Below are 26,142 nucleotides of genomic sequence, written 5' to 3'. Positions count from 1 at the left end.
TTCTTGCAGTAAGAAGGAATGATTAAACTTGATGACGCTATAGCGGGATGTTTAAGAAATGAGAATAAGAGTAAAGAAATGGTCTATAAATCATTTTATGGCTATTTAATGGGCGTAATTCTGCGTTATGTTAATGACAGGAATGACTCCGAAGAGCTGGTAAATGACAGCTTTATCAAGATATTTAAGGGCATTGCCCAGTTTAACGCTCCAAAGGATAATACTGAACTGCAAAAGGCTTTCAAAGGCTGGATTGCAAGAATTTCATCGCGTACTGCTATAGATTTCTTGAGGACAAAAAAGGTATACACCTCTGTAGATGATCTTGCAGAAGATCAGCAGCCTTTAACCAATGTAAATGCCGTTTCCCAACTCAATGTACAGGATATCTTAAGGTTATTGGAGGCTTTACCCGAAACACATAAATTAATATTCAACATGTATGAAATTGAGGGGTTTTCTCATGATGAAATATCAAAAATGCTGAACATACCGGAGAGCTCGAGCAGGGTATACCTGACAAGAGCAAAAAATAAATTAAGAGAATTGTATTCAAAAACTTTAACCAACACATATGCAACCAACTGAACATATGGACCCATCTGAGGATGAGCTGATTGCTCACATCAGGCAAAGTCTTGCCGGACATGAGGAGGCTTATGTTCCGGGTGCATGGGAAAAATTTAATAATGAAGAAGATCGGAAAAGACCGGTGTTGTGGATCTGGAGCTTAAGCGGTGCTGCCGCTGTCCTGCTGATCTGCGCCGGACTGTTTTTGCTTGTAAATAAGAATCCTGATCATGAACAGGGAAAAAAGAATGGCACAACAGCTATTGTCAAAATACCTTCAGCAGTAAAAGAGGTTGAAAACCCTGTGGTGACTAAAAATGTAAAAGCAGAGCATGCTGATGTAATTGTTAGAAAACCGGCAAAAACAAGTCTGTTTTCTAACGCCAAATCGGAAAATAATTCAGCTGCGGCTGACCCTATATCTATCTCTAACATTGACCCTGCATCTGCCATTGCGGTTAATAAACCTGTGAATCAGCCTGTAAATAATACACCTGTAGCTGTCGGGGCAATAAAGGATGATACTCAGGTGAAAACTAAAAATAATTCAGCTGACCCCTTTTTAAGGCAGGGAGCAATTGCTTCAGCTAACAATAGCACAAAAGATCTGAATAAAAGGAATGCCAAATGGGAGATGGGATTAGTCTTGGCACCCTCTTTTGGCAACACGAAAAAACTCCACATGGGGTATGGCGTAAGCATGGCCTATGCGCTTTCAGACAAGATCTCTCTGAGTTCGGGTATAGCCTACAATGAGATGGCGGCATCAAAAAATGTATCTGCTCCGGTAACAATGGGTATCGCCAAGACAAAAGACATACAGTCTACCGAAGCGAAACTAATTGGTATCGACATCCCATTGGAAATCAAATACCACGTGAGTAAGAACGTATATGCTAATGTGGGTGTTTCGGCCTTTGCTGTATTGGATCAAAAAAGAAACAATACTTATCTCGAGGACAAAATTGTTCAGAATTCATACGTTGCCTCTGATGGCTCTTCCCGGTCGGAAGCGTATGCCGTAAGCGAAAAAGTAGTGGAGGAAGCCCCCGTTGAAGCTGAAATTAAGAATGGAAGATACCTTGGCTTTTATAATTTCTCTGTAGGATACAAGCAGAAAATCTCCAAAAACAACTCGGTCTCCATCGAGCCTTTCATGAAATTGCCGATGAAAGAGGTGACAAAAGAAAATTTACGGATGCTTGGTACAGGTGTAAGGTTGAAATTTGATTTTTAAATCTGCAAATTGCAGACCGAAATAAAATAGATACTACAATGCAACAACCATTCGACATTACTATAGGAAATATTGACTATGCGGTTTTCCCTGAAGGAAATGATACTTATGTAATTTTTAAAGAAGGAAAAGAATACCTTCACATCCAAAAGGACACCGATACCCAATGGTTAAAACTGGATGCTGAAACTGCAACTCCAATATTTGAAACCGACAATGAAATCAATAGTATAGGCGGCGCGATCCTTTCTTATGTCCCGGAAGAGGAAGAAGAAGAGGATGACGAGCTGTACGAAGATTAGTCTTTAACCAGACCAGCTGCTGCGGTCAAGGCTCCGGTAATGTATCGCTTCAGCCAGATGCTCCAGCGCGATATCTTTACTTCCGGCCAGGTCTGCAATGGTTCTTGATACCTTCAGAATCCGGTCATATGCCCGGGCAGATAAGCCCAGCTTTTCCATCGCGTTCTTAATCAATACCTGTCCGGATTCTTCAATCTTACAAATGTTGCGCACCATATTTGGACTCATCTGCGCATTGTAATGTATAGATTGGTCCGCATTAAACCTTTCTGTCTGAACTTGCCTGGCGCTGATTACCCTTTCTCTGATAAAGCTGCTTTTCTCTGTCTCAATTGTGGAAGTAAGCTCGTCAAAATCTACAGGGGTTACTTCAACATGCAGGTCTATCCGGTCCAATAGTGGCCCTGAAATTTTGCTGAGGTATTTTTGAACCACTCCTGGCATACAGGTGCACTCTTTTTCAGGGTGATTAAAGAACCCGCAAGGGCAAGGGTTCATCGATGCGATGAGCATAAAACTCGCAGGATACTCTACACTGATCTTAGCGCGGGAGATTACCACATTTCTATCTTCCAGCGGTTGTCTCATTACTTCCAGTACACTGCGTTTAAATTCAGGGAGTTCATCCAGAAAGAGGACGCCATTATGCGCAAGCGAGATTTCTCCGGGCTGCGGATTGGCTCCTCCGCCAACAAGCGCGATGTCTGAAATCGTATGGTGAGGGCTCCTAAAGGGCCGTTCTGTCATCAATGAATCAGCTGCATTTAGCTTTCCCGCTACTGAATGTATTTTGGTGGTTTCCAATGCTTCCTGAAGGCTCAAAGGAGGCAGGATAGTAGGAAGTCTTTTCGCAAGCATGGTTTTTCCTGCTCCCGGCGGGCCGATCAATATTAAATTGTGTCCTCCCGCTGCAGCTATTTCCAGCGCGCGCTTTATGTTCTCCTGTCCCTTTACATCAGAGAAATCATGCGCATAGCTGCTGACCTTATTGAAAAATTCATCTCTAGTGTTTACAACCACAGGCGCAGGTTGTTCGGTTCCATTGAAAAAACCGATCACGTCGCTGAGGTTTCGCATTCCATAAATGGTAAGATCATTTACGATTGCCGCTTCTCTTGAATTGTCGCGCGGCAGAATAAACCCTTTAAATCCGGCTTGCCTCGCCTGTATGGAAATCGGCAGGGCGCCTTTAATGGCCTGTAATCCGCCATCTAAGGACAGTTCGCCCATGATGAAGAAGTCGCCGATCTTATCAGCTTCCAGTTGCCCTGAGGCCGCCAAAATGCCAATAGCAATGGGTAGGTCGTAAGAAGAACCTTCTTTACGGATGTCTGCAGGAGCGAGATTGATGACAATCTTTTGCCTCGGCATTCTCAGACCGGCAGACTGGATCGCGCTTTCTATCCTCCTTAAGCTTTCTTTAATCGCGTTATCAGGCAGGCCAACAATATGGTATCTTGTTCCTGCACTGATGCTTACTTCAATTGTTATAGTGAGTGCATTTACTCCGAAAACGGCACTGCCATACGTTTTAATCAACATAAATTAAGAGTGATGGTACACGCTAAATTATGCAGATTTAAACCAGAGCGGTTGAAAAAGCAAATGTTTATTTTTACATTCTTCCCTGAGGCATTTTAGGCATGTTTTTCATCATCTTAGCTGCAGCCGCAGGATTCGAGAATTGTTTCATCACCTTACGCATGTCTTCAAATTGCTTGATCAGTTTGGTTACCTCTTCTATAGAAGTTCCCGATCCTTTAGCAATACGCAGACGTCTGCTTTGCTGGATGCTATCCGGATTTTCACGCTCAAACTTGGTCATCGACTGGATTACCGCTTCCACACTTTTAAAAGCATCGTCTTCAATGTCCACGTTTTTCATCATTTTACCAACACCGGGAATCATGCCCATCAAATCCTTCATGTTACCCATTTTCTTGATCTGCTGAATCTGGTTGTAGAAGTCATTGAAGTCAAATTTGTTCTTGCGGATCTTTTTCTGAAGTTCAGCCGCTTCTTTCTCGTCGAACTGCTGTTGTGCACGCTCAACAAGGGAAACCACGTCGCCCATACCCAGAATACGTGAAGCCATCCTCTCCGGATAGAATACATCCAGGGCATCCATTTTCTCACCGGTACCGATGAATTTGATCGGCTTGTTAACAACGGATTTAATAGACAAAGCCGCACCACCACGGGTATCACCGTCTAATTTCGTCAATACAACTCCGGTAAAGTCCAGCCTGTCGTTAAATGCTTTTGCTGTGTTCACCGCATCCTGCCCGGTCATGGCATCAACCACAAATAGGATTTCATGCGGTTTAGTGCTGTCTTTTACAGCAGCAATCTCGTCCATCATCTGTTCATCAATAGCCAGACGACCCGCCGTATCTATAATGATTACATTATTGTTCTGTTTTTTACCCTCAGCAATACCTTCCATGGCAATGCCTACCGGATCTTTGGAATCCCTGTTGGTATACACAGGCACGCCAATCTGCTCTCCTAAGATCTGCAATTGGTCTACCGCCGCAGGACGGTATACGTCACCCGCAATCAGCAATGGTTTTTTACCCTTGTTTTTCAGGAAGTTGGCCAGCTTTCCTGTAAAGGTAGTTTTACCCGCACCGTTCAGACCAGCGATTAATATGATAGTAGGATTGTTTTTAAGGTCAAGCTCCGTAACCTCACCACCCATCAGGGCCGTAAGCTCGTCGTTCATCACCTTGGTCAGCAACTGACCAGGTGAAACAGCCGTAAGTACATTTAAACCTAAAGCCTTTTCCTTAACATCATCTGTAAAACTCTTTGCTGTTTTATAATTTACGTCGGCATCCAGTAAAGCCTTACGGATTTCTTTCATGGTTTCGGCCACGTTGATCTCTGTAATGCTTCCTTGTCCTTTTAAAACTTTAAATGCACGGTCTAACTTATCCTGTAAATTCTCAAACATTTTCTTTAATGCTTAGTGTTCAAATTTTTGTGAGCCCCAAAGTTATTAATTTTGAGGGAAAGCAAAGCTAATATTTTATAGTAATCAGCCAAATGGGCCGACATTAAATATTGCTTTATCTTGGGAAGGTAAAGCCAAATCCTAATGAAAGATTCTGGCTAGCCTGTACTTCTTTGTCGGAATCTTTGTCAAATAAACCTACTCCATTGAGTGTCACGTTCATAAACTTGTTGATCCGCGATTTCAGCGTCACATCAAGGCGATGGTCTATATGTTCCAGTTTCCTGTCGTAAGGGATAAACATATTATACCTGGCATACAGGAATACATTCGTGAAAATCTGTTTCTCACCGAAAGTACTTGTCACCTGGAATGCCAGCTCATTTCTGAATTTTTTGTTTGATGGCACCCCAAAGTAATCTCCTTTTTTACTGGCCGGGTTTCTCGCGAGTTCGGCAGCGATGAGGTCATCCATGCTGTTGATGAACGTTTGTTTCGCTGTTCCCGTACCTAGTCGGGTCGAAAAATAACTAACCGGTTTGTATTCAAAACCTATGGATTCTGTGATATAGCCCGGCGAGAAGAACTTGGAGATCAGTTGCTTCTGCTCATTGTTTTCTTTATCCCGGTAATACGCAAAACCATTATCGAACTGAGTTTCAAAAGTCACAGATCCGAAGAAGAACCAGCTTTTAGAAAGTTGCAGGTTGGCCTTATTATCCCAGAAAATCCTGTCCTTGGTTTTCTTTTGCAGCTGATCTTTGTTTTTGATCTTGCCATATTCCATCCTTAACTCCGTGGTGTAGCTATAACTATCCTTGCTGTAAGCAGCTTTATAGTTTACCAGTCCACCAACTGCCATGGAGTTTACACCACCACCTTTCCAGTTATTTGAAAAAGCCCCCTGATTCACATCAATCCCAATCGAGGTCGATGTTTTCCAATAATTCACTTTCTCGGAAACAACAACAGGTGTAATTTGCACGGGTTTAAACACGAGCGCGCCTGTCCTTGCGGGCAGGGGACTACGTTTCAGCTTGATCTCCAGTCCCTTTGTGTTGATGGGAACCGTATCAATTTCCTGAGCAAACAGGCCTGATGAGGAGATAAACAGTAATAAGAGGCAGATATTAAAACTCTTCATTATTACAAAGAAAAACAAAAATGTGACTTATTAAAAGTTTATTGGTAAACTAATTACAAAAGCAACAGGCAATTAGTCTTTTTTTCCAAGAAAACGAACCCAGGAAAACAGCTTTCTTTCAGTCAGATAAGCAAGATTTCTATCATGCGTATAGGCCTCCTTTTCAAAGCAGATGTTGAAATACGCCAGGTAATGGTTTTTGTACCGCAGCAGGTTGATCAGGTAGTGAAAAAAGTAAAGCAGAAAGAAAGGCAGAATGAGCAGTTCCAATTGCTGTCTGAAATGGATCCGCTCATGATTTACCAGTATCGGATCGAGTTTAAAACGACGGTCCTTTATCAATATAAAAGGAAATATAGCCATCCCGCTTGCAGGGAGCTTTGGGAATATCAGGAATAAAGGCCTCAAAACGTTTCAATATTTATCTTCGGCAGTGGAGGCAGCCTAAAAGCTTCGGGGTTCCGCTTATAACTCGCATAACTGTTCTTAAGAAATACGACAAAGGCATAGTCGGAAGCCGACAGTGTAAACTCATAGGATGGGCGGTACTGGCTCATGAAATCTTCCGCTTCATAATCACCGATCTGCAATACTGATTTTACATAATCCGGCTTGAAACGGTAGTCTATAATCGCTTCCCGGTAATCTCTCTCAAGAATTTTCTGCAAACGCCGGGCATTTTTCCCTTCCCGGCTCAGTAAGTTATAAATGGCATCTATCCCCAAACCGGCTCCTCCAAGGCCTAGATTTAGCAAATCCTTGGCTTTACCCTTGTCCAGCGCATACTTATATTCTTTAAAGGTCTTGTCATACTGCTCTTTAGGCGTCATTTTTTTTCCGATAATGGAAACTTCGCGGAGATTGATGCCCAGGGATTTCAGCTGAAAATAAACAGACTTCTGACCTTTGTAAACCAATGTATCTACAGCATATCCCTGTAAAATTGCAAAAAGCGTATCACCCACGGATGCTTTCAAAGCAAACTCACCTTTAGGGGTATTGTATATTCCCTCGTCTTTGCTGGCATTGTACATGTAAACTTTAGCGAGGCGCAACTTGGAATCTTTATCCACCACAAAGCCCTGTACTGTTCCGGTCTGAGCGTACAGATTCAAAGAAAGGCAGTAAAGGAGTATTACAAGGCTAAAAAATCTCATTGGAGATACAAAACTACAAGATAACTATACGTGGTTAATATACATTAACATTATTTAACTAAGATCAGTTTTTGACCAATTTTAATGCCAGTGTCCGTAATGTTATTTATTGATTTAAGCTCGTCGACCGGGACATTGAACCGCTTGGAGATGTTATAAAGCGTGTCTCCCGGCTTCACGGTATATGAACTTGGCTTAAAAACAGGCGCCGCAGAAGAATCTGCAACAGGCGTTTTATTCAAGTCGGGTGTCGGAATTCTCAACGTATCCGGAGTTTTTACCACCTGTTTGGAAGGAGGAGTAGCTACCGGTGTAAACTTTTTCTGTTCCTTAGGGATGTTTGCATTGATCTCTGTAAAGACGCGGTCCTCGCGCTTCAGTTTCTCATTTTCAGACTCACCCTGGTCATATTGATAAAGCTGGTACTTGTCGATGACGTTGATCAGCAGGTCCGGGTATTTAGGATTGGTCGCATATCCTGCCTGTTTTAATCCGAGGGCCCAGTTCTTGTAATCATTTTTATCCAGCTCAAACAAAGCGCTATAGCGCTTGCGCTTTAAAAATTCAGAGTGGTCTTTGTAAGATTCCCTCGCATCTTTATACACCCGGAAACAGTCGTCAGCCTTGTCATCATCTTTATAATATCCCTTTCCTTTCCAGTCGGAGGTACATTTGATGCCGAAATGATTATTTGCATACCTGGCGAGGCTACTATTCCCACTGCCCGATTCAATGATGCCCTGGGCAAGGGTGATACTCGCCGGGATGCCGTACCTGTTCATCTCCTCTATCGCTACATCCTTAAAAGAAGCAATATAGCTCAGCGTAGTCTGTGATTTGAAATCAGGATTGACTTTATTGGCCGCTTTTTCTATCTGTTTGTTGTTCCGGCTGTACTGTTTGGTTTTACATGCGGAGAAAAGGGCGACTATAATAGCAAGGCTAAGTAATTTCTTGTTCATCAGATTTTTATTTTTTGACCGGGCTTCAGCGCAGCGCTTTTCAACCCGTTTTTCTTCATTAATGCAGCAGCCGTAGTTCCCTTGTTTTTGGCAATGGTACTCAGGTTGTCGCCACTTTTTACTGTATATGTTTTCCCCCTGGAGGATCTTGATTTTCTTATCGGTCTTGCCGCAGGTATCACGGTCTCTATATAATCATCCGGCCTTTCATCGTACTGAAAAAGCTCATTTTTTTTGATGATGCCTATGATTTGTGAGGCCCAGGTTCTGCTGTGCGCATAACCCCCGCGTTGTATCCCCCTGGCCCAGTTTTTATAATCATACTGGTCGTATTTTTCAAAAAGCGGACTGAATGATGCCCTGCTTTTAAGAAAATCGAGGAAGTGATCGTAAGACTCGGTAACACTAGGATAATCACGGTAGGATGACCGGATTTCTGTATTGCTGTTGGGCCCTTTGATACCGAAATGGTTGTTCAGGTGGCGGGCTATCTTGCTGGTTCCGGAAGCTGATTCATGAATGGCTACAGCCAGAATTACGCTGGCAGGTATTTTATACTCATGCATCAGCGTTTGTGCGTAGCCAGCATATTCACTAATGTAATCTGTCGTCGTTTGCGCTTTTGCACCAAAAGAAAGCAGCATTATGCACAGCCAGGCAGACAATATCGTTTTAAACATACTTTATTTTTTTCTGATGATAAATATACCATCCCTCACCGGCAGGATCAATTTTTCCACGCGATCATCTGCCGCTATTTTATCATTAAATGTAGTGATATTCCGGGTGTCTTTATCCTGACTGTTGTTGAGTACTTTTCCACTCCACAGTACATTATCCACAATGATGAGCCCGCCTTTTCTCACCCGGTCAAAAACCATATCGTAATAAGTGCCGTTGTTTTTCTTGTCGGCATCTATAAATACGAGGTCAAAAGTTTCGTCCAGGGATTGGAGTGTCTGACTGGCATCGCCCAGGATGTAACGAATCTGCTTATTATAGTCAGACTCAGCAAAATTGTTTCTCACCATTTCTTCCAGTTCCTCATTAATATCCAGGGTGTAAAGCAATCCATTTTCCGTAAGACCTTCGGCAAGACAAATCGTCGCATAGCCGGTGAAAGTTCCTATTTCAAGAACCCTTTGCGGACTGATCATTTTACTGAGCATACTGAGCACACGGCCCTGATAATGTCCTGACAGCATTCTCGGCATCAGTACTTTGAGGTTAGTTTCCCGGTCTATTTTTTGCAATAACTCACTTTCCGGTTCGCAGTAACTAAGCAGCAATTGTTGTAAATCGTCGTTGATCAGGCTCATAATTTTAAGTTAAACGGTGCTCCTCCATAAAATATTGCAGTATGATGGTTGCCGATATGGTATCTACCCTTTCCTTATTCTGGCGGTCCTGTTTTTTTAACCCGCTTTGCATAATGGTCTGGTGTGCCAGTTTAGAAGTAAAGCGCTCATCGATCCAGTACTGCGGGATATGCGGATATGTTTTTTTTAACGTTCTGGCAAAGCCTTTTACATGCTGGGCAGAATCAGAGGGGGAGCCATCCATCTGCTTAGGATCACCAAAGACGAAAGCCTCCACTTCCTCCGCTACAAGGTATTTTTTTAAAAATTCCATGATGTCCTTCGGATGAATGGTGTCCAGTCCCGTTGCGATGATCTGCATCGGGTCCGTAACGGCAAGGCCGATTCTCTTAGTGCCGTAATCAAAAGCTAAAATCCTGCTCATAAACTGCTAAAGGCTAAAGGAAGCCGATGATAAGGCGCAAAGATAAGAAAGGTTTCGGATTAGGCTAGTGCCCGACTGATAGGGGACTGGTAGCAGACTGATGGCAGATTGCTTCGGAAAACAGGTACCCTTTTGCGAATCAGACCCGAAGCAAGCCTTAATCAGCGAAGCAGGTGCGCTAATGATGCGTTCGTGTCTGGTACGGGTTTCAAGCGGATTTGCTACGGGTTTGGAGCGGGTTTGGTACGGCTAAAACCCGTAGCAAACCCGTTTAGCATCCGTATGAAATTCGGGTAAAAGTTGGGTGTAATACGAGTGCAGAATAAAGTCAGCCAGACCTCATTGCCCGAGTGTTGAGCATGATGGACAGTACATGTCTTAAAATTTTACTATTTTGCACCAAATGCAGTTTAAAAATATCATTGGCCAGGAAGGTATAAAGCAGCAGCTGATACAAACAGTTGCGGAGAACAGGGTCAGTCATGCCCAGTTGTTTTTGTCGTGCGACGGTAGTGGCGCACTTCCTCTCGCAATTGCCTATGCCCAATATATCAACTGCCTTGATAAACAGAATGATGACAGCTGTGGCGAATGTTCTTCCTGCCGTAAATACGAAAGATATATTCATCCTGACCTGCATTTTTCTTATCCTTTTTTTGCGTCTAAAGACGTAAAGACTGCGGTTGACGTGCTGGAAGAGTGGAGGAGCATGTTGCTCGAAGATTCGTATTTTGACATGGATATCTGGCGCTCGAAGTTGAGTGCGGAGAACAAACAGGCCAATATCAATATCGCCGAATGTCATGATATCATCAAAAAATTAAGTTATAAAGCTTTTGAAGCCGACACCAAGGTGCTGATCATGTGGCTGCCGGAACACCTGGATAAGGAGGGCAATTCCTTGTTGAAAATCATAGAAGAACCGCCTGCAAATACACTTTTTATCCTGGTGGCCAATAACCAGGAGCAGATACTTTCTACCTTATTATCGCGGACCCAGATTGTTAAAATCCCCAAGCTTTCACATGCAACGGTCGAAAGCTACCTGATGGATGAGTTTGGGCTGTCAGAGAATCAGGCCACAGAATACAGCTTCCTGGCAGATGGAAACCTGATAGAAGCAAAACAGCTGACTGCAAATACACAAAATGAGAATGCAGATAAGTTTGCAGAATGGTTAAGGATGGGCTATGGGAACAGGGTTTTGGACCTGACAGGTTTTGTAGAGCAGATCTCCGGATGGGGAAGAGAAAACCAGAAGAACTTCCTGAAATATGGAATCAGCTTTCTGAGGGAATGCAGTTTGCTGCTGAGCGGAGCAGAGGAACTGGTTAAGTTGCCGGGGGCGGCTTTGGATACCGCAAAGAAATTATCGAAGCATGTACTGGATTTAAACATGGCGGATGCCATTATTTCAGAATTGGAAAAGGCTCATTATCACATCGAAAGAAATGCGAACCCTAAAATTCTGTTTTTAGATGTATCTTTACAGCTAGTAAAAATAATTAAGTTTAAAACGCTCCCTGCGGGGACTCAATATATATACAATTAACTATGGGATGTGGAAGTTGTTCTACAGGAGGCGGTTGCGCCCCCGCAGGATGCAAAAGTAATGGATCATGCCTTACTGGTGGCTGCGGAAAAATGGAAGTTTACGATTGGTTATCTAATTTAGATACACCATCTAATTATACACCTTTTCAGGTAATCGAAGTTAAATTCAAAGGAGCAAGGAAGGAATTTTTCCTGAACAGCGACAATATTTACCTGGAGATAGGAGAGCTGATTGCTGTGGAAGGCCCTACTGGCGGATACGACATCGGCCATGTTTCTTTGACAGGAGAACTGGTAAGGATACAGATGAAACGTCGTAAAACACCGATTGATCAGGTGACGAGAAAGGTATACCGTAAGGCTACTGAAGCGGATGTGGAAAAGTGGAAAATTGCGAAGGGCTTAGAGTGGGAAACCATGCATAAAGCACGTACACTGGCACTGGATCTGCGCTTGTCTATGAAAATCAGTGATGTTGATTACCAGGGAGACAAAACAAAAGCGACATTTTTTTATACTGCTGAAGGCAGGGTCGATTTCCGTGAACTGATCAAAAAGATGGCAGAGACTTTCCGCATCAGGATTGAAATGCGTCAGATCGGGATGCGTCAGGAAGCAGGAAGACTGGGTGGAATTGGCTCATGCGGCCGTGAATTGTGTTGTTCTACCTGGCTTACCAACTTTAAAACAGTTTCTACTGCTGCTGCGAGGTATCAAAACCTTTCCCTGAATACGCTGAAACTAGCGGGTCAGTGTGGTAAACTGAAGTGCTGCTTGAATTATGAGCTGGATACTTATCTGGATGCGTTGAAAGATATTCCTGATCGCATAGAAAGTCTTCAGACAGAAATAGGGGTGGCACGTCATCAAAAGACGGACATTTTCAAGAAAGTAATGTGGTTTGCTTATCCGAATACAGAGGATTGGATCCCGTTGAAGGTTGACCGTGTAAAAGAGATCATGGCCATGAACAAGCGTGGTCAAAAGCCGGTGAATTTAAAGGAAGAGGCATTGGAACTTACTCCTGTGGCGGTGGTGGAAAAGGCACATGATTATGAAAATGTGGTTGGTCAGGATAGTTTGACCAGGCTGGATGATAAGCAGAGGAATAAAAACAATAGAAATAACAACAGGAATAAAGGCAACGACAACCGGAATAACCCTAATAAAGGAGATAAACAAGGGAAGCCTCAGCAGTTGGCCAAGCCTGGGCAACCAGCGAAGCAAGGCCCGCAGCAAAAGCAGGGTACGCAAGAACCAAAGCCACCTCAGCAGGCTAAACAGCAGGGGCAGCAGAACAAGCAAGCGAGACCTGATGCTGTTAAAAAAGAGAATGGAGAAGCACCGGCTGTTGCAGTGGAAGGAGCAGTTAATCCGACAGGACAACCTGCTGCAAATAAAAATAAAAACAGGAATAACCGAAGAAAAAAGCCAAAGGATAAGCCTAAAAATGACGAGATATAACTTTTTATTGTTTTTTTCTGCTGTCATCGTGTTTTTTGTCAGTGGTTGTGATGCCAATTTTTTGGTAGACAGCAACATGAGTATGCCGGCGAGAAACTGGAGTTATGAGAATAAGGTGAAGGCGGTTATTGACGTAAAGGACAGTAATAAGCCGCTAAATATTTATTTTAAACTTCGTCATACAGCAGATTACAGGTATTCGAATATTTTTGTCCTGCTCCATATCAAAGGCGGGGGCTCTGCTAAACAAACCAAGCGGTATGAATACCGGTTGGCACAGCCTGACGGGCAGTGGAACGGTTCAGGATCGGGCAATTTGTTTACTTATACGCTTCCTTTGCTGACCAACTATAAGTTTGCCGCTCCGGGTAAATACGAACTGGAAATAGAACAAAACATGCGTGATAATCCTTTGAAAGAGATAAGCGACGTAGGGATAAAGGTATCAGAGCAGGGGAAGTAACTGTTCAAGTGCCATTCCTCTGGAGCCTTTTAAAAGGACCAGATTGTCTTTGATCGCGTTTGCTTTCAGGAAATCAGCAGCTTCTGCAGGCGTACTAAAAAAGTTTGCGTTTAACTTGTCTTTTAGGGCGTAAAACTCTTTTCCTATCAGGATAAGCGTACATACATTCAACTGCGCGGCTTCATCGGCAATGATTTTATGCTGTTCGGTAGACTCATTGCCAAGCTCAAACATATCGCCAATAATCACTGTTTTCTTAGGTGCATTCAGCAATGAAATGTTTTTAAGTGCGGCGGACATGCTGCTGGGATTCGCATTGTAAAAGTCGCATACTACGGTGTTGTTCTCTGTTTTTGTGATCTGCGAGCGGTTGTTTTTCGGCTGGTAACCCGATAAGCCTTCGTTGATTTGCTCGGGGCTTACCTCAAAAAATGATCCCACAGCTATGGCAGCCATAATGTTTTCAAAATTGTAGGAGCCGGTCAGGTTGGTTGTAGTTTGATATGAGGAACTGTCTTTGTTCCATGAAATTTCAAGAAAGGGATCGGTTTTAGCTAGTTTTCCTGATATCGAATCACTTTGCGCTGCCCCATAATAAACGACCTTGTCGAGGTCAGCAGTAGCGCTCATCTCCAACAGATAAGGACTGTTCCTATAGATGAAGGCATATCCGAGATGCTGTTTGAGGTAAGCATACAGTTCTGCTTTACCTTTTTTAACCCCTTCAAATCCGCCAAAGCCGTCGAGGTGGGCCATGCCTACATTAGTGATCAGTCCGTGAGTAGGCTGGGCCATACTGCATAGGAATTCAATTTCTTTTTGGTGATTGGCGCCCATTTCTATTACTGCTATTTCAGTCTCTTCAGTGAGGGAAAGCAATGAAAGCGGTACTCCGATGTGGTTATTGAGGTTGCCTTTGGTCGCAAAAGTTTTATATTTTTCCGAAAGAACGGCATTGATGAGTTCTTTTGTGGTGGTTTTGCCATTGCTTCCGGTGAGGCCGATTACCGGAATGTTCAGCTTTGAGCGGTGGTAGGCGGCGAGTTCCTGCAGTGTGCTCAGTACATCGGGAACCAGGATACAGCGGTTGCTGGTTTTGTAGGCCAGGTTATCAATGATCGCATAAGCTGCTCCGCTGGTCAGTGCCTTTTCAGCAAAAGTATTGGCGTCGAAATTATCGCCCTTAAGTGCGAAGAACAGACAATTGTCGGTAATGTTCCTCGTATCTGTACAAATAATACGGTGTTTTAAGTAGTGCTGATACAAAGAATCTATTGCCGTCATATTAAAAATGAATGAATGATAGGGTAAAATTACGTTATGAAAGAGAAACAAAAAATAATCTTTAGTATTTTGTAGACTTAAACTCCATTTATGAGACGCATTTTGCTTTCTTTTCTGTTTTATATGCTGATGCTGAATGTTGCGGGTGCGCAATTGAAATCTCCGGATGAGTTTTTGGGCTATGAGCTGGGGACTAAGTTTACCGCACATGATGATGTTGTGGCCTACTGTAAGTACCTGGGAAAGAATAATGGCATACGCATACAGACTTATGGAAAGACCTACGAACAGCGGGAATTGCTGGTTGCGGTTGTCTCTTCAAAGGAAAACATGGACAATCTGGAAGCGATCAGAAAAAATAATTTAGGATTGAGCAAAGGGCAGTCGTCGGTATTGAAAAATCAGCCGGCTATAGTATGGCTTAGTTATAATGTGCATGGGAATGAGGCCAGTTGTACTGAGACTGCCCTGAAAATGCTCTTTACACTAGTTGAAAGAAAGACAAAGAACGTCCAGGACTGGTTGAAAAACACGGTCGTGATTATCGATCCCTGTTTAAATCCGGATGGGCGGGAGCGTTACGTGAATTTTTTCAATGAAGTCAGCGGCCATAAGCCCAATCCTAATCCTATGGCAAGAGAACATCAGGAGCCCTGGCCAAGTGGCAGGTACAATCATTATTATTTTGACCTGAACCGCGACTGGGCATGGCAGACTCAGGTGGAAACCAAACAAAGGTTAAGCCTTTATCAGCAATGGATGCCGGAAGTGCATGTGGATTTTCATGAACAGAACTATAATGAACCCTATTATTTTGCTCCTGCAGCAGAACCTATCCATGAAGACATCACAAAATGGCAGCGTGAATTTCAGGTTATTGTAGGCAGAAGTAATGCTAAATATTTTGATGCGCAGGGCTGGCAATATTTTACCAAGGAAAGATTTGATTTGTTATATCCTTCCTATGGAGATACCTATCCGTTGTACAACGGGGCTATCGGCATGACCTATGAACAGGGAGGAATTGGGGCGGGACTCGCAGTGGCAACAATAGATGGGGATACACTTACGCTGAAGGACCGCATAGACCATCATTATGGAAGCGGGATCACGACTTTAGAAACCATTTCTCAGCATGCAGGCAAACTGGTAGATGAATTCAGGTTGTATTTTCAGCGGTCAATTGCAGATCCTCCGGGAGCCTATAAAACTTATGTAGTGAAGGCGGAGAATATGAGCCGGCTGGGCAAGCTCGCGCAGCTTTTAAAAGACAATGGGATCGAATATGCCTTTGGGGGAGATAAATCGCTAAGGGGCTTTAATTATGAAAACAAGAAAATGGAGGGTTTTAAGCTCGAGAGGAATGATCTTGTAGTCAATTTGCAGCAGCCGAAAGCGGTGTTGGCAAGTGTGTTATTTGAGCCATCGACCACAGTTAACGATTCAAATACCTATGATATCACTGCATGGGCACTTCCATATGCATACGGATTGAAGGCTTACGGGGTAAAAGAGTCAGTGAGTGGTAGCTATAACGCGTCTGTAAAAGAGGAGTTTAAGCCCTTGATAGTCGATAAACCTTATGCCTGGATATTTCCATGGAATGCTTTGTCGGATGTTCAGGTGCTGATTGCATTGCAAAAAGCTGGCATAAGGGTGAGGACTGCTGAAGAAGGATTTAAGTCCGACGGCATGATGTTTTCTCCCGGCTCATTATTGGTTTATAGAAATGAGAATGAAAAGGCGGTAAAGAACCTGTCTGCAAAAATAGCAGGAATACAAAAGAACCTGCAATGCGCTGTCTATACAGCTTCAAGTGGTTATGTCGAAAGCGGAAAAGATTTTGGTTCTGCTGTTTATCCTGTTTTAACGACTCCGAAAGTTGCTGTTGTGGCCGGAGCTGGCATCTCCTCTCAAAGCGTGGGAGAAATCTGGCATTTTTTTGAGCAGGAGCTGCATTATCCAGTTACGATGATTGGAGAACAGAGTATATCGACACTGGATATCAATAAAATTAATGTGTTGATTTTACCTGATGGTACCTACGCCGACAATATTAACGAAAAGTTAGCCAGCTGGGTAAACATAGGAGGTAAAATAATCCTTTTTGAAGACGCAATCTCTTCCGTTGTAGAAAAAAAACCTTTTAGCGTAAAAGTTAGGGACTCATTAAAAAATGAACTAAAGGTTAATAATTTTCGCAGATACGGCGACCGCCGGCAAGAAGATCTTTCAACGACCATTCCCGGAGCTATTTTTAAGGTAGATCTTGATGTCAGTCACCCCCTGGCTGCAGGTCTGGGGAAATATTATTACGCACTTAAAACCGATGATAAAATATACGAGCCTTTGCCGAAAGAATGGAATATAGGTGTTTTGAAATCAAATAGTTATATGGCAGGTATTGCTGGCAAATCAGTATTAAAAAAGCTTGATAACGGTATGCTGTTCGGTGTTCAATCAGTAGGTAAAGGAACTGCGGTTTACCTTGGCAGTAATATTCTTTTCAGGTCTTTTTGGGAAAACGGAAAACAAATGTTTGCGAACGTTGTTTTCTTAATAAACTAACATCTTTGAAGGCCTCACATTAACAGATACTTAATTAATATCGAAATCCAAGGGTTTTTTGGTTAATATTTGTGCTTAGAAGTGTTAAAATATGTTAAATATTTTGTCTTGATCATTGATTTCGAATCTTTTCGGATGAAAAGGTGGTAAATTCTAATTTTATCAGAATAATATTCTGCAAAAACATGATTTTATTACATATTGATCTGTTTTGCTTTGTCATTTAATCGTCATTTAAAATTAGCGATCGACTAAGACTTATGCTTGCATATCAAATTCGCTTATATTTGATCATTATTAACTAACCTAAATTTTATTTTTTATGAAACGACTTGTACAAAGTTTGTTCATTTTGCTGTTTATGGCGGGCACCGCTATGGCGCAAGATCGAACAGTTACAGGAACAGTTACGGGCAAGGATGACGGACTCCCTCTTCCGGGCGTAAGCGTTCTAGTTCAGGGTACTAAAAATGGCACTCAAACAGGTGCAGATGGAAAATTCGTATTATCTGTTCCATCAGGTTCACAATTGACTTTTTCTTATTTAGGATATTTACCTCAGACAGTAGCTGTAGGGGCATCTAATGTGGTTACAATCTCATTGGAGCCAGATAGCAAAACTCTTTCAGAGGTAGTTGTTACGGCTTTAGGTATTTCCAGAGAGAAGAAAACGTTGGGTTATTCTACTCAGACGGTTAAAGCAGATGACATTGTGAACTCAAGAGAGGTTAATATTGTAAATGCGCTTGCTGGTAAAGTAGCCGGTGCGCAGATCAATAACTCTGGTGGTCAGGCAGGATCTTCTTCAAGGATTGTTTTGAGAGGAACTACTTCACTAACCGGAGAAAACCAGCCACTATTCATCATTGACGGTATTCCAATGGACAACTCTGTAAACAGAGGTATTTCAGCTAGTACTGAAGATGTATTGTTTAATGGAACCGGCGGCAACAGGGCTGTGGATATTGATCCAAATACTATTGCTACTGTAAACATTCTTAAAGGAGCTGCGGGATCAGCTTTATATGGTTCAAGAGGTGCAAATGGTGTAATTATCATTACTACAAAAAGAGGCCAGAAAGATGCTACGCGTAAAATTCCGAGGGTATCATTCTCTTCAAGCTTAGCATTGGACGATGCATTTACTAAAGGTTACCAGGCTTCTTATTTACAGGGATCTCTTGGTTTGTACAAAAATGGTTTGCCTCCGGGACTAGGTGGTTACTCTGAAGCTGCAGGTGGAGCACCTCAGTCTTCTGCCAGTTGGGGTCCACACAAGGATAGTGTAAGTCAGGCTGTAATCACTGCGATAGGCATGCCTAAAGTTCTTGATCCAAGGGAATCTTTTTACAGAACAGGTAAAGTATGGAATAACTCTGTTTCCTTAAGCGGCGGTGGAGAAAGTTCTTCATATATACTTACTTATTCCAATCTGAATCAGGAGGGTGTAGTGCCGACAAATACCTACAAGAGGAATAGCGTTACCGCTAATTTTACTGGTCAACTGACTAAGGATTTTAATTCAAGTACATCGATAAACTATACAAATTCTGCTAATAACAGAATGCCGGAAGGTAATACTAAGCGTTCCTACTTATACTCGCTGAACTTTGCTCCGATAAGTTTCGACAGTAAAGAACAATATGGGCTGGCTGGAAACAGATCATGGACAAATGCTGCCGGCTTTAATAACCCTTATTGGTTGCTGGACAATATCGCAATGCCAAGTAAAGTTGACAGGTTTGTTGTTTCCAATGAGTCGACCTTAACACTTACACCTTGGTTGAAGCTGACCAACCGTGTCGGTTTAGATACTTATACAGACAACCAGAAAGAGCAGGTGAATATTGGTACCATCAGTATTCCGAAAGGAAGAATGTTTGATGCTTTGATCAACTACCGTCAGATCAACAATGACTTATTGTTAAACGCCGATAGAAAGCTGAATGAAGACATGAACATTTCCGGATTTGTCGGGTTCAATGTTAATCAAAGAACATTTGCAAGAAGAACTGTCAGAGGACTGGATCTTAGTATCCCGGGATTCTATGATATTACCAGTGCCCAGACTACAGAAGCGTTGCAGAATGATGAAAAGAGAAGAAGTTTAGGTCTTTATGCATCGGTATCTTTTGATTATAAAAACTATTTATTCATTAATGCAACGGCTAGAAATGACTGGTCTTCGACATTGCCGGTTGGGGAGAATTCATTCTTCTACCCATCAGTGTCAGGAAGTTTTGTGTTTTCAGAACTGCTTCCTAAAAGTGATTACTTCTCTTATGGTAAATTAAGGTTAGGTATAGCTCAGGCTGGTAACGATGCACCTGCATATTATACACAGCAAACTTATACTTTGGCTAATCCTAGTGATGGTACAAGAGGAAATATTGCGTTCCCTTATAATGGAACCAATGGTTTCTTGACCAGTAATTCATTAGCAAGTAATACAATTACACCTGAAAAGGTTACTGAGCAAGAGGTAGGTTTGGAGTTGAAGTTCTTCAAAAACCGCTTGAGTGTTGACGGGTCATTTTATAACAAAGTCAGCCGCAGACAGATTATCCAACAGGAAATTGCTTCTTCTTCCGGCTATGTTCAAAGAACGATAAATGCAGGTGAAATCTCTAATAAGGGTATCGAGCTGATTGTCTCTGCAACACCGATTAAAACGCAGGATTTTGCATGGGATGTGTCTTTCAACTTCGCTAAAAACAAATATAAGTTGAAGTCTTTGGCTGAAGGTGTGGATAACATTTTCCTTGCCGGATTTGAAAACCCGCAGATCAGAGCAGATAAAGACTACGGATATGGTGTAATCTGGGGAACAAGATTTGCAAGAAATGATGCAGGTCAATTGTTAATTGATGATGACGGGCTACCAACTATTGCAGATGATTTGGGGCCGATTGGAAATGTTACTCCAGACTGGACAGGTGGTCTTAGAAGTACTTTCACTTATAAAGGACTTTCATTATCAGGATTGCTTGATATCAGACACGGTGGAGACATCCTGAACTTTGACTTGTACTATTCGACCTTCTATGGTACTGCTAAGGTTACTGAACAAAGGAATACAACAAGATTATGGGAAGGTGTGAGAATATCAGATGGTGCTCCTAATACAACTAAAGTGCTTCAGGATCAAGATTATTTCCAGACCTGGTATACTACTTCTTATGAAACTTTAGTTGAGGATGGTGGTTTTGCAAAATTGAGAGAAGTTACTCTTAGCTACGCACTTCCTCAGTCGCTATTGGGAAAAACTCCTTTTGAAGCGGTTAGCTTCTCTGTAACAGGACGTAACTTATGGATCAAATCTAACTTCAGTTTTGGTGATCCGGAAGGAAGTTTGTTAGGAAATGGTAACGCGCAAGGATTTTATCATGCGGTAACTCCAGGTACTAAAGGTGTAACCTTTGGACTTAATGTTAAATTTTAAAGAACAGAATCATGAAAAGAATATATATCGCAGTTCCAGTTTTATTCCTATTTCTTGCAACATCATTCGGCTGCAAGAAGTTTCTGGATGTAAATCAGGATCCTAACGCACCAACTAAAGTAACAGAGAACTTAATGACTTCAGCAATTCTGGGTACATTTAGTTTCGAAATTGCAGGAGGTTATCCTGTTCGTTTGTCAAGTTTATGGACAAAACATACGGCTTATGCAACCGCCGGACCTCATGAAGGAAATTATTACCTGACTGAAAATGACGTTGATAATTTCTGGCGCTATTCATCTTACACAGATGTAATGAGTACTTCTACAGAGTTAATCAAAAAAGCAGAAACCAATGGAAATCCTTCTTATGCAGCTATCGCTAAGATTGTTTTGGCCTGGAACATGTCATACGTAACAGATGCATTTGGTTCAGCACCTTTTTCGGATGCTTTTAAAGGATTCGATGGGGTTGTAAAACCTAAATATGATAGTCAGGAAGATATTTATAAACAAATCCAGACGCTTTTAGATCAGGCAATTGTTGATGGAGCTAAAGGAACAGGATTACAACCAGGCACAGATGATTTCATTTATGGAGGTGTAATGACAAAATGGGTTCACTTAGCCCGTACTTTAAAAGCAAGATTCCATATGAGGTTGTCAAATGCTCCGGGATATAGTGCAACTACTCAAGCTGATTTGGCACTTGCAGCATTAAATGCAGGTGCGATAACTGCTGCTGAAGCCCCAACAATGACTTACTATGCTTCGGCCAACTCTGATAACCCATGGTATCAGTATGCAATTGATGGTAAATGGAGTTTGACAACTAAACCTTCTATTTTCTATCTGAACCTGCTACAGTCTACTAGTGATCCTCGTCTGCCTTTCCAGGTAGATAAGGTTGCTACAGGAGGGAATGCAGGTACGTATGTAGGTGTGACGAATGACGCTCCTCCTACAGCCATCACCAATTATTCGCCGATAGCATCATTTTACAGTGCTCAGAATGCTAAATTAAACCTTTTGGTTTATGCTGAAGTTCCATTCCTAAGAGCGGAAGCAGAATTCTTGAAAGCAAACAAAACTGTAAATGCAGCGGTAATTGCTGCTTATACAGACGGTATGAAGGCGTCAATGAGGTTATATGGTATCGAAGTTGACAATGTTGGAACCATTACTCCAGAGACTGCGGCATATTTAACTGCCAATGCCTTAACTTTGGTCACACCTTCGGCTACAGCATATAATCGGATCATGACTCAAAAGTATATTGCTAATTATCTGCAGTTTGAGGCATACAATGATTATAGAAGAACAGGATACCCTGTGCTGCCGATAAACAACGAAGTATATCCGGGAGGAACATTAGATATCTCTCCTTACCTGCCGTTTGTTCCATTGAGACTTCCTTATCCTTCGTCAGAAAGATCTTACAATGCATCTAATATTCCATCGGATATTCCTGTGAATGCTGTTGGTGCAATGTCTGTTCCGGTATGGTGGGATAAATAGACATCTTCATTAGCAGACAAAAGGGAGACAGATTTTCGAAGCACAGAAAAAGTTTCTCCTTTATGGGCAGCTTCCAAAAACCCGATCATATAATCATATTGATCGGGTTTTTTTTATTAACCAAACTTATAATAACCTTCACTTAGCAGTTTTCAGTTTAAGATTGTCTTCGGTAGCAAGTATTTAAACAGACGGATGGAACCGCACTCAGTAACCTTGGCTTTGAGTCGGGATCTTTTTTTGGGATGATTTATCGACCAGTGGTAATTGTTAGCTCATTTCTTGTCAGATCTGTGTCTACAATATATGCAATATTTGTATTGTAACGATATTGCTGTTTATGTCAATTTGATATTATAGTTTGTGTATTGTGAGATATAAAAAATAATATTCTTTATTAGAGGGTTGTTTATTGTGTATTAATTGTCATTAATATGTCACAATATACGATTTGCAAAAACGGTATTATGCAAGCATATCAAATTCGTTATATTTGATTTATTATTAACTAACCTAAATTTTATTTTTATGAAAAAACTTTTACAAAGTTTGTTCATCCTGCTGTTAATGGCGTGTACTGCTATGGCGCAAGATCGAACAGTTACGGGTACGGTTACGGGAAAAGACGATGGTCTTCCTCTTCCTGGCGTATCTGTGATAGTCCAGGGGACTAAAAATGGCACTCAAACAAGTGCAGATGGAAAATTCGCATTGTCTGTTCCATCAGGCGCTCAACTCGTATTTTCTTATTTGGGATACACCCAGGAAGTCGTAACTGTAGGGCAAAGCAACATAGTTAACGTAGCATTAACGCCCGACACTAAAGTACTGAGTGAGGTGGTTGTTACTGCTTTCGGAATTCAGCGGAAAACCAAAGCGATTGGTTATACCGCTTCGACATTAACTAACGACCAGTTGGCTCAGAAATCGGAGCCGGATCCCTTAAGGGCATTGTCAGGAAAAGTTGCCGGTGTAAACATTATTGCCTCCAATGGTGTACCAGGTAGTGCAACCAACATTACAATTCGTGGTAATACTTCATTTTTAGGGAACAATAAACCTTTGATGGTTGTAGATGGTATTCCTTTTAACAACTCTTCCGATCAGTCTGGATCTTCTACGCTGGTAAATAACAATGCGGTGTCCAACAGGGCGGTGGATTTAGATCCTAATAATATTGAGAGCATTGTTGTGATCAAGAGTGCTGCTGCTGCTGCTTTGTATGGCTCAAGAGCTGCTAACGGCGTTATTTTGATTACAACCAAGACAGGTAAAGCAGGAGGAAGCAAGAAAGGTTTTGAAGTTTCTTTGCTTAGTTCTTATGCCTTTGAAAATGTTTCAAGCCTGCCGGATTATCAGAATAAATATGGTGCTGGTAGTGATTTTAATTATTCTAATGCGAATGGTAGCTGGGGTCCGGCTTTTAATATGCCTAGTATCTATCCTCAGGGTAATGGAATTGCTGCAGATGGGACTGTTCCACACTGGTATGCAGGGAATGCAGCTTTGCCGCAGTTTCCGGCCGGAACCCGTGTACCTTATCAGGCTTATCCAGATAATGTAAAAGATTTTTTCCAAACAGGTTCTGTGTTTGAAAACCAGATCCAGATGAGCAGCGGAGGGGAAAAAGGTAATTTTACAGTATCAGCCTCTAAAAGTAAAAATAATGGGGTGATAGAATTCTCGGATTTTGTTCGTTCAACCCTGAATGTTGGAGGAAACATGAAGCTAAACGATAAATTGACTGTTATGGGAACTTTATCTTATGTTAATTCCAAACAGGATGGTTTAATCCTTGGCGCACAGAATGGGGTGGGTCAGGCTTCTGCCTTTGCAAGGACCATGTACCTTGCCAGGAACTGGAATTTGTCTGATTTTACCTCTATGCCTTACCAAAATCCGGTTACATTGGGACAATTGTTCCCTGTTGCGGGAGTGGATAACCCTTACTGGTCTATCCGTAACAATACCTATAAAAGTGACGTGAACAGGATTTATGGAAATGTTGGTGCCGGTTACGAGGTAAACAGCTGGTTGAACCTGAACTATAAGATTGGCTTGAACCAGTTTTCAGATACTCGTGTCAGGACAATCCGCAGAGGCTCAGTTGGTGCAAGCGGCATTGGTGAAGTCAACAATGATGACATTTATAACCAGGAAATAGAATCTACCTTCCTGGCAACAGTAACCAGACAACTCACGCAAGATATTGGGTTTAGAGGTATTTTAGGTCACAACGTGAACCAGCAAACCCGGAAACGTCAGTCGGTAGTAGGTACCAACATGGTAGTGTTTGATATCGATGACATTGACAATACGGCTACTGTGTTGCCAAATGGCGGTAACTATACACAACGAAGACTGATCGGTGCATTTGCTGATTTGCAGTTCGATTATAAATCATTTTTGTTTTTAAATTTAACTGGTCGTAACGATTGGTCGTCTACCTTACCAAAATCAAACCGCAGCTTTTTCTATTCAGGAGTGAACGGTTCATTTGTTTTTTCCGAACTGATTAAAGAGCAGGCCCCATGGCTGTCTTACGGAAAGTTAAGGGCAAACTGGGCTAAAGTGGGTAATGATGCTAGTCCATATCAGTTGATTCCTACCTATACAGTAAATCCTGTTTTGGGTAACAATGCCAGCAACTTAACCTTTCCATTTTTAGGCACATCCGGGGGAACCGTGGGAAATTCATTGGGAGAACCGAATCTTACTCCAGAGTTTACAACAGAGAAGGAAATTGGTGTGGAGTTGAGGTTTTTGAACGACAGGATCGGAATTGACGCAACTTATTACAATAAAAAGTCAACGAATCAAATTGCACTTATTACAGTGGCCTCAACGTCTGGATTTACTGGAAAAACGACCAATTTCGGTGAGATGACCAATAAAGGCTTTGAGCTTGGTTTAGATTTTACCCCATTTAAAAATCCGGACGGCTTTACCTGGAATATGTATGGTGTATTTTCTGCCAACAGAAATAAAGTTGTAAGTCTTACTGGGGGGTTGACTGAGCTCTCGGTAGTTCCCGGTTTTGGCGATCCAGCTGTTGTATTGAGACCAGGAAGACCATATGGTATTCTGGTAGGAAGCAAAACTGCGAAAGATTCAGAAGGAAACGTGCTAATAAACAGGATAACTGGTTTGATGATAAAAGTTCCCCTTATGGAAATAGGAGATCCCAATCCGAAATTCATTACAGGCTTAACAAATACTTTTAGTTATAAAGGTATAAGTTTAGGTGTTCTGGTCGACTACAGACATGGGGGCGACTTGTACTCAGGTACTGTAGGTCAGTTATTGGGCCGTGGGGTAACCACCGATACTGAAGACCGCTTGACGCCGAAAATCGTTAAAGGATACTATGGTGATCCAACGACATTTCAGCCAATCCTGGACGGTAATGGCAACAAAATCCCTAATCAGGTTCAAACTACGACAAATGACCTCTATTTTAGTACAACAGGGTTAACTGGTCAGACTGATCTTTTGGTTTTTGACGCCAGCGTTTTCAGATTAAGGGAAATTTCATTAGGCTATGTGATCCCAAAGAAATGGATTGAAAAAACACCAATTGCTTCTTTAAATGTGTCACTTACAGCACGTAATTTGTACTTCTATGCGCCAAATTTTCCTAAGGGGACCAATTTTGATCCGGAAACCAGTACTTATGGTGCTGCCGATACAAGAAATATATCGGGTATTGAGTATACCAATGCGCCTAGTACAAGAAGATTTGGTTTGAATCTGAAAGCGACATTCTAATCAATTCATTA

General features: G+C 42.0%; 20 protein-coding genes. 10 read left to right on the top strand and 10 right to left on the bottom strand.

Annotation, left to right across the window (positions count from 1 at the left end):
- The first annotated feature begins 18 nt into the window (after nucleotides 1-18).
- The 3 genes from FA047_RS14040 to FA047_RS14030 are packed head-to-tail and all read left to right on the top strand — an operon-like array spanning nucleotide 19 to nucleotide 2,109.
- Nucleotides 19-588, top strand: coding sequence for an RNA polymerase sigma factor (locus FA047_RS14040; RefSeq protein ID WP_136836713.1), 570 nt, complete (start codon nucleotides 19-21; stop codon nucleotides 586-588).
- Nucleotides 575-1,807 carry a hypothetical protein gene (locus FA047_RS14035; protein ID WP_136836712.1) on the top strand — a complete coding sequence of 411 codons (1,233 nt, stop codon included), beginning with the start codon at nucleotides 575-577 and terminating at the stop codon, nucleotides 1,805-1,807. The genes FA047_RS14040 and FA047_RS14035 overlap by 14 nt, the downstream gene beginning before the upstream one ends.
- A gap of 38 nt (nucleotides 1,808-1,845) precedes the next feature.
- Complete coding sequence (locus tag FA047_RS14030; protein ID WP_136836711.1) at nucleotides 1,846-2,109, top strand: hypothetical protein; 264 nt, start codon at nucleotides 1,846-1,848, stop codon at nucleotides 2,107-2,109.
- 3 nt (nucleotides 2,110-2,112) lie between these two features.
- Here the strand turns inward: FA047_RS14030 and FA047_RS14025 are convergent, their stop codons facing one another.
- The 9 genes from FA047_RS14025 to ruvX all read right to left on the bottom strand — a co-directional run bounded on the left by FA047_RS14025 (nucleotide 2,113) and on the right by ruvX (nucleotide 10,071).
- Nucleotides 2,113-3,651 (bottom strand): YifB family Mg chelatase-like AAA ATPase, encoded by a 1,539-nt coding sequence (locus tag FA047_RS14025; RefSeq protein WP_136836710.1) that lies wholly within the window; start codon nucleotides 3,649-3,651, stop codon nucleotides 2,113-2,115.
- Between the two features lie 73 nt (nucleotides 3,652-3,724).
- Complete coding sequence (gene ffh / locus FA047_RS14020) at nucleotides 3,725-5,065, bottom strand: signal recognition particle protein (RefSeq protein ID WP_136836709.1); 1,341 nt, start codon at nucleotides 5,063-5,065, stop codon at nucleotides 3,725-3,727.
- Between the two features lie 115 nt (nucleotides 5,066-5,180).
- Nucleotides 5,181-6,209 carry a DUF3078 domain-containing protein gene (locus FA047_RS14015; protein ID WP_136836708.1) on the bottom strand — a complete coding sequence of 343 codons (1,029 nt, stop codon included), beginning with the start codon at nucleotides 6,207-6,209 and terminating at the stop codon, nucleotides 5,181-5,183.
- A gap of 72 nt (nucleotides 6,210-6,281) precedes the next feature.
- Nucleotides 6,282-6,617, bottom strand: coding sequence for a hypothetical protein (locus tag FA047_RS14010; RefSeq protein WP_136836707.1), 336 nt, complete (start codon nucleotides 6,615-6,617; stop codon nucleotides 6,282-6,284).
- Nucleotides 6,614-7,324, bottom strand: a complete 711-nt coding sequence (locus tag FA047_RS14005; RefSeq protein WP_225872739.1) for a hypothetical protein — start codon at nucleotides 7,322-7,324, stop codon at nucleotides 6,614-6,616. Before FA047_RS14005 ends, FA047_RS14010 begins: the two co-directional genes overlap by 4 nt.
- 92 nt (nucleotides 7,325-7,416) lie before the next feature.
- Complete coding sequence (locus FA047_RS14000; protein WP_136836705.1) at nucleotides 7,417-8,328, bottom strand: glucosaminidase domain-containing protein; 912 nt, start codon at nucleotides 8,326-8,328, stop codon at nucleotides 7,417-7,419.
- Entirely contained in the window at nucleotides 8,328-9,008 is a 681-nt protein-coding gene (locus FA047_RS21055) for a glucosaminidase domain and LysM peptidoglycan-binding domain-containing protein (RefSeq protein WP_136836704.1), read from the bottom strand. Before FA047_RS21055 ends, FA047_RS14000 begins: the two co-directional genes overlap by 1 nt.
- A 3-nt stretch (nucleotides 9,009-9,011) precedes the next feature.
- Complete coding sequence (locus tag FA047_RS13990; RefSeq protein WP_136836703.1) at nucleotides 9,012-9,647, bottom strand: O-methyltransferase; 636 nt, start codon at nucleotides 9,645-9,647, stop codon at nucleotides 9,012-9,014.
- A 4-nt stretch (nucleotides 9,648-9,651) separates the two neighbouring features.
- Nucleotides 9,652-10,071 (bottom strand): Holliday junction resolvase RuvX, encoded by a 420-nt coding sequence (gene ruvX, locus FA047_RS13985; protein ID WP_136836702.1) that lies wholly within the window; start codon nucleotides 10,069-10,071, stop codon nucleotides 9,652-9,654.
- Nucleotides 10,072-10,474: 403 nt separating this feature from the next.
- On the opposite strand from ruvX, the gene FA047_RS13980 reads away from it, so the two are divergent.
- Genes FA047_RS13980 through FA047_RS13970 form a run of 3 tightly spaced genes read left to right on the top strand, consistent with a single transcriptional unit; the run spans nucleotide 10,475 to nucleotide 13,552 of the window.
- Complete coding sequence (locus tag FA047_RS13980; protein ID WP_136836701.1) at nucleotides 10,475-11,623, top strand: DNA polymerase III subunit; 1,149 nt, start codon at nucleotides 10,475-10,477, stop codon at nucleotides 11,621-11,623.
- Nucleotides 11,624-11,625: 2 nt separating this feature from the next.
- A complete protein-coding gene (locus tag FA047_RS13975; RefSeq protein ID WP_136836700.1) occupies nucleotides 11,626-13,089 on the top strand; it encodes a PSP1 domain-containing protein in 1,464 nt (487 codons plus the stop codon).
- Nucleotides 13,076-13,552 (top strand): gliding motility lipoprotein GldH, encoded by a 477-nt coding sequence (locus tag FA047_RS13970; protein ID WP_136836699.1) that lies wholly within the window; start codon nucleotides 13,076-13,078, stop codon nucleotides 13,550-13,552. Before FA047_RS13975 ends, FA047_RS13970 begins: the two co-directional genes overlap by 14 nt.
- On the opposite strand, the gene FA047_RS13965 is transcribed toward FA047_RS13970, so the two are convergent.
- A complete protein-coding gene (locus FA047_RS13965) occupies nucleotides 13,535-14,836 on the bottom strand; it encodes a UDP-N-acetylmuramoyl-tripeptide--D-alanyl-D-alanine ligase (RefSeq protein ID WP_136836698.1) in 1,302 nt (433 codons plus the stop codon). The genes FA047_RS13970 and FA047_RS13965 overlap by 18 nt on opposite strands.
- 90 nt (nucleotides 14,837-14,926) lie before the next feature.
- Between FA047_RS13965 and FA047_RS13960 the strand changes: the two genes are divergently transcribed.
- The 4 genes from FA047_RS13960 to FA047_RS13945 all read left to right on the top strand — a co-directional run bounded on the left by FA047_RS13960 (nucleotide 14,927) and on the right by FA047_RS13945 (nucleotide 26,131).
- Nucleotides 14,927-17,404 (top strand): M14 metallopeptidase family protein, encoded by a 2,478-nt coding sequence (locus FA047_RS13960; protein ID WP_225872738.1) that lies wholly within the window; start codon nucleotides 14,927-14,929, stop codon nucleotides 17,402-17,404.
- A 322-nt stretch (nucleotides 17,405-17,726) separates the two neighbouring features.
- Nucleotides 17,727-20,846 (top strand): SusC/RagA family TonB-linked outer membrane protein, encoded by a 3,120-nt coding sequence (locus FA047_RS13955; protein WP_136836697.1) that lies wholly within the window; start codon nucleotides 17,727-17,729, stop codon nucleotides 20,844-20,846.
- An 11-nt stretch (nucleotides 20,847-20,857) separates the two neighbouring features.
- A complete protein-coding gene (locus FA047_RS13950; RefSeq protein ID WP_136836696.1) occupies nucleotides 20,858-22,363 on the top strand; it encodes a SusD/RagB family nutrient-binding outer membrane lipoprotein in 1,506 nt (501 codons plus the stop codon).
- A gap of 528 nt (nucleotides 22,364-22,891) precedes the next feature.
- The gene (locus FA047_RS13945; RefSeq protein WP_136836695.1) at nucleotides 22,892-26,131 is read left to right on the top strand and encodes a SusC/RagA family TonB-linked outer membrane protein; all 3,240 of its coding nucleotides are present in this window, start codon (nucleotides 22,892-22,894) and stop codon (nucleotides 26,129-26,131) included.
- Nucleotides 26,132-26,142: the final 11 nt, after the last annotated feature.

The organism is Pedobacter frigoris (assembly GCF_005116445.1).
GTDB lineage: Bacteria > Bacteroidota > Bacteroidia > Sphingobacteriales > Sphingobacteriaceae > Pedobacter > Pedobacter frigoris.
Note: the sequence above shows the minus strand (reverse complement) of the source record. Positions and strands in the feature narration are given on the sequence as shown.

Excerpts from the sequence above, each read along its gene's own strand:
- FA047_RS13975 (WP_136836700.1), top strand. The coding sequence starts at position 11,626 with ATGGGATGTGGAAGTTGTTCTACAGGAGGCGGTTGCGCCCCCGCAGGA.
- FA047_RS14040 (WP_136836713.1), top strand. The coding sequence starts at position 19 with ATGATTAAACTTGATGACGCTATAGCGGGATGTTTAAGAAATGAGAAT.
- FA047_RS14000 (WP_136836705.1), bottom strand. The coding sequence starts at position 8,328 with ATGAACAAGAAATTACTTAGCCTTGCTATTATAGTCGCCCTTTTCTCC.
- FA047_RS13970 (WP_136836699.1), top strand. The coding sequence starts at position 13,076 with ATGACGAGATATAACTTTTTATTGTTTTTTTCTGCTGTCATCGTGTTT.
- FA047_RS14030 (WP_136836711.1), top strand. The coding sequence starts at position 1,846 with ATGCAACAACCATTCGACATTACTATAGGAAATATTGACTATGCGGTT.
- FA047_RS13990 (WP_136836703.1), bottom strand. The coding sequence starts at position 9,647 with ATGAGCCTGATCAACGACGATTTACAACAATTGCTGCTTAGTTACTGC.
- ruvX (WP_136836702.1), bottom strand. The coding sequence starts at position 10,071 with ATGAGCAGGATTTTAGCTTTTGATTACGGCACTAAGAGAATCGGCCTT.
- FA047_RS13965 (WP_136836698.1), bottom strand. The coding sequence starts at position 14,836 with ATGACGGCAATAGATTCTTTGTATCAGCACTACTTAAAACACCGTATT.
- FA047_RS14035 (WP_136836712.1), top strand. The coding sequence starts at position 575 with ATGCAACCAACTGAACATATGGACCCATCTGAGGATGAGCTGATTGCT.
- ffh (WP_136836709.1), bottom strand. The coding sequence starts at position 5,065 with ATGTTTGAGAATTTACAGGATAAGTTAGACCGTGCATTTAAAGTTTTA.
- FA047_RS14015 (WP_136836708.1), bottom strand. The coding sequence starts at position 6,209 with ATGAAGAGTTTTAATATCTGCCTCTTATTACTGTTTATCTCCTCATCA.
- FA047_RS14025 (WP_136836710.1), bottom strand. The coding sequence starts at position 3,651 with ATGTTGATTAAAACGTATGGCAGTGCCGTTTTCGGAGTAAATGCACTC.
- FA047_RS21055 (WP_136836704.1), bottom strand. The coding sequence starts at position 9,008 with ATGTTTAAAACGATATTGTCTGCCTGGCTGTGCATAATGCTGCTTTCT.
- FA047_RS13960 (WP_225872738.1), top strand. The coding sequence starts at position 14,927 with ATGAGACGCATTTTGCTTTCTTTTCTGTTTTATATGCTGATGCTGAAT.
- FA047_RS13955 (WP_136836697.1), top strand. The coding sequence starts at position 17,727 with ATGAAACGACTTGTACAAAGTTTGTTCATTTTGCTGTTTATGGCGGGC.
- FA047_RS13980 (WP_136836701.1), top strand. The coding sequence starts at position 10,475 with ATGCAGTTTAAAAATATCATTGGCCAGGAAGGTATAAAGCAGCAGCTG.
- FA047_RS13945 (WP_136836695.1), top strand. The coding sequence starts at position 22,892 with ATGAAAAAACTTTTACAAAGTTTGTTCATCCTGCTGTTAATGGCGTGT.
- FA047_RS13950 (WP_136836696.1), top strand. The coding sequence starts at position 20,858 with ATGAAAAGAATATATATCGCAGTTCCAGTTTTATTCCTATTTCTTGCA.